The 2,998-nt window shown below is 35.0% G+C and carries 5 protein-coding genes; 2 read left to right on the top strand and 3 right to left on the bottom strand.

What is annotated here, in order from left to right; translation table 11 throughout:
* Positions 1-55 precede the first annotated feature (55 nt).
* A complete protein-coding gene (locus AACU98_RS15330; RefSeq protein ID WP_004251489.1) occupies positions 56-598 on the top strand; it encodes a hypothetical protein in 543 nt (180 codons plus the stop codon).
* A gap of 23 nt (positions 599-621) precedes the next feature.
* On the opposite strand, the gene AACU98_RS15325 is transcribed toward AACU98_RS15330, so the two are convergent.
* On the bottom strand, positions 622-819 hold the full coding sequence (locus AACU98_RS15325; RefSeq protein WP_072021446.1) for a hypothetical protein: 198 nt from the start codon (positions 817-819) through the stop codon (positions 622-624).
* 240 nt (positions 820-1,059) lie between these two features.
* Complete coding sequence (locus tag AACU98_RS15320; RefSeq protein WP_070486655.1) at positions 1,060-1,908, bottom strand: SDR family oxidoreductase; 849 nt, start codon at positions 1,906-1,908, stop codon at positions 1,060-1,062.
* Between the two features lie 89 nt (positions 1,909-1,997).
* On the opposite strand from AACU98_RS15320, the gene AACU98_RS15315 reads away from it, so the two are divergent.
* On the top strand, positions 1,998-2,372 hold the full coding sequence (locus AACU98_RS15315; RefSeq protein WP_004247909.1) for a winged helix-turn-helix transcriptional regulator: 375 nt from the start codon (positions 1,998-2,000) through the stop codon (positions 2,370-2,372).
* 123 nt (positions 2,373-2,495) lie between these two features.
* Here AACU98_RS15315 and AACU98_RS15310 read toward each other — a convergent pair whose 3' ends face one another.
* Positions 2,496-2,957 (bottom strand): hypothetical protein, encoded by a 462-nt coding sequence (locus tag AACU98_RS15310; protein WP_004247908.1) that lies wholly within the window; start codon positions 2,955-2,957, stop codon positions 2,496-2,498.
* Positions 2,958-2,998: the final 41 nt, after the last annotated feature.

The raw sequence follows: 2,998 nt of genomic DNA, 5'->3' as shown, positions 1-2,998 counted from the left end.
TATAAATTAGTCTATATAATATCCTATGCAATTTTATTTTGATTATGAGCTAACAATGAGTTCTATAAAATCACCTATAATTATCTCTATCACCTCAATTGCAGGTGGCGGCAAAACAGCACTTTCTCATTATATAAGAGAAAAGCTTCCATCAAGCAAATGCCTTCATTTTGATGATTTCGACTGCCCTACAGCACCTGAAGATCTCGATGAGTGGATAGAACAAGGTGGTAATTATAGCGAATGGGATATAAAGCCATTTGTTGAACAAGTTAATCAGACGATAGAAGAGTCTCAATATACTCATATCATTTTGGATTATCCTTTTGCCAGATCTCACCCAGCGCTACAACAGATGATCGACTATGCTTTTTTTATTGATACGCCACTAGATATCGCATTAGCAAGAAGAATACTGCGTGATTATAAAGAGAAAAGTGGAAATGATATTATTCATTATTTAGAAGAGTACTTAATCTACTCACGGCCCTCATATACGGCAATGACAGAAAGAGAAAAGCTGAGTGCTGACATTATTATTGATGGTAACGCATCTGTGTCTTTAATTGCACAGAATATCCTAAAGTATATTGTTTAACCTTAAAGCTGTGCCGTATTAAATCAATAGCACCCACCAATTTTACTATTACATACGGTGATCTTCTGGTGCTGTCTAATCGTATTGATTACGCTGTCAGAATATGGATCTGGCTTCATCGCATCTTTACTCGATTGCTCATATTTATCAATATCAGACTGTGGTGTCGAACATCCTGAAACAAAAAATAAAGTTAATAATATCGCTGAAACTAGCTTCATATAAAGTCCTATTGAGCTGAATAAATATTTTTCAATATCATTTAGTTATATTCATTTTTGTTACCTAGTGTAGCAGTCTATCCTACTATTTTACGACTAAAATTAATCTTTTATTAATTGATGCTCACCTATCATAAATAATAATGCTTATGAAAGGCACCCTGCATGTGAAACCCAAAATTTCAACTCTTAGGGTGCCAAAAAATTAAACTGAAAATAGAATAGATATTAGCTATCGATTTACAACATTGCTTTGATACTCTCCGCAAGTGTTGTTGTACGTCGGCCAATTAATTTACTTAGGGTATGACTATCATCAAATAATCCACCTTTGGATGCGCCGATATCAGAATCAGCCAGCATATTTGATAATTTATCGGGTAAGCCTGCCGTTTTTAACGCAGCGACAAAATCGGCCTGACTTAAATTGTTATATATCACTTGCTTCCCGCTTTGTTTAGTCAATTCCTTAGCCAATTGCTCTAATGTCCAAGCTTCATCACCCGCAAGCTCATACACTTTACCTATATGTCCTTCTTCACTAATTACCCGAGCAGCAGCCAATGCATAATCGGCCCGAGTGGCTGAAGCTATTTTGCCATCACCAGCCGCCCCCAGAAAAACGCCATGCTCAATTGCTGCAGGGACACTTGCCAGATAATTTTCTGTATACCAGCCATTTCGTAATAAAGTGTAAGAGATCCCAGAATCAGCTAGCATTTTTTCTGTTTCTACATGTTCCACATGCAAGCTTAATGGAGAGCGATCAGCATGTAATATGCTAGTGTAAGCAATAAATTGTACATCTGCTGATTTTGCTGCCTCAATGACATTACGATGTTGAATGGTACGTTTGCCAACTTCACTTGAGGAAATTAAAAGTAATTTATCGACACCCTGTAAAGCTGTTATTAATGAAGCTTTATCATTGTAATCCGCCTGACGTACTAAAACGCCTTTCTGACTTAAAGACGATCCTTTTTTTACATCACGAGCAAATGCCACTATTTGATTAGCAGGAACGGTTTGAAGAAGGTTTTCAATCACATGTTGACCTAATAGGCCTGTTGCACCAGTAATTGCAATCATAAGATAACTCCTTAATGTATCACTTGTGTTTTGATAACATAGCACCTAAACTTACTAAAAGTAAGTACATACAAAAAGGTAAGTATAAAATGACAATATCCACACTCTCGCAGCAATTACGTGAAGGAAATTTATTTTCTAAACAGTGCCCATCCAGAGAGATCCTCAAACATGTTACAAGTCGTTGGGGCATACTCATTTTAATAGCCCTACGAGATGGAACACATCGTTTTAGTGATTTACGACGTAAAATTGGCGGAGTAAGTGAGAAAATGCTGTCTCAATCGTTACAAGTATTGGAGCAAGATGGTTTTATTAACCGAGTGTCATATCCTGTTGTTCCACCCCATGTAGAGTACTCTTTGACAGATCTTGGTGAGCAAATAAGTGAGAAACTCACGCTTCTTGCGGATTGGATAGAAATAAATTTACCTAATATCTTGTCACGACAAGAAGTGGAGTAGTATACAGATATTATTTCTAATAATTATGTATTTATACTTTAGTTAATAATTATTTATACCAAGATATCTTTATGCAATAAAAATGGATGGTTATTGAGCCATCCATTTTTGTAGTCAAAAAAATCATTCACTTTTCTCAAATAGAAAATAACGCTTTAATTTTTTTGAAAATAATATAATAGATGTCAACCAAAGGGATAATCCAGCCAGAATAAGTTTACCTATAATCCCTCCAGATCTTTGAGCATCATTATCATAGCTTATACCACTTTCGTTCAAAGAAGTTAACCCATCATGGAAATTGCTCCATAACATGACGATAATGATTGGTAGCCAAGCTAAGATAGTCAATACCCGCGCCCTTTTATCGCACCTAAAGGAAAAGTAAAGCGCTGATATTTGTATAATTAAAACTAACAAACGAATAAAACTCCATAAATAAATTTCTATCTTTATCTCAGCGGGCATATCAAAACTATACAAATTTAATAACAGTGATGCATTGGTTATAAAAAAATATAATATCAGTATAATACAGCAGACAATCAAAAATTGAGTTATCCATAAAGAAAGTGGCTTTTTCATAACAGTTCCTATTTAAATAAAATAAATCATATCGTTTCTTT

It is taken from the genome of Proteus sp. G4380, from assembly GCF_963885725.1.
Classification (GTDB): domain Bacteria; phylum Pseudomonadota; class Gammaproteobacteria; order Enterobacterales; family Enterobacteriaceae; genus Proteus; species Proteus mirabilis.
The sequence above is the reverse complement of the archived record's forward strand: the minus strand, read 5'-3'. Positions and strand labels throughout refer to the sequence as shown.

Bases quoted from the DNA above. Each gene is read 5' to 3' on its own strand.
- AACU98_RS15320 (WP_070486655.1), bottom strand. From the start codon at position 1,908: ATGATTGCAATTACTGGTGCAACAGGCCTATTAGGTCAACATGTGATT.
- AACU98_RS15330 (WP_004251489.1), top strand. From the start codon at position 56: ATGAGTTCTATAAAATCACCTATAATTATCTCTATCACCTCAATTGCA.
- AACU98_RS15315 (WP_004247909.1), top strand. From the start codon at position 1,998: ATGACAATATCCACACTCTCGCAGCAATTACGTGAAGGAAATTTATTT.
- AACU98_RS15325 (WP_072021446.1), bottom strand. From the start codon at position 819: ATGAAGCTAGTTTCAGCGATATTATTAACTTTATTTTTTGTTTCAGGA.
- AACU98_RS15310 (WP_004247908.1), bottom strand. From the start codon at position 2,957: ATGAAAAAGCCACTTTCTTTATGGATAACTCAATTTTTGATTGTCTGC.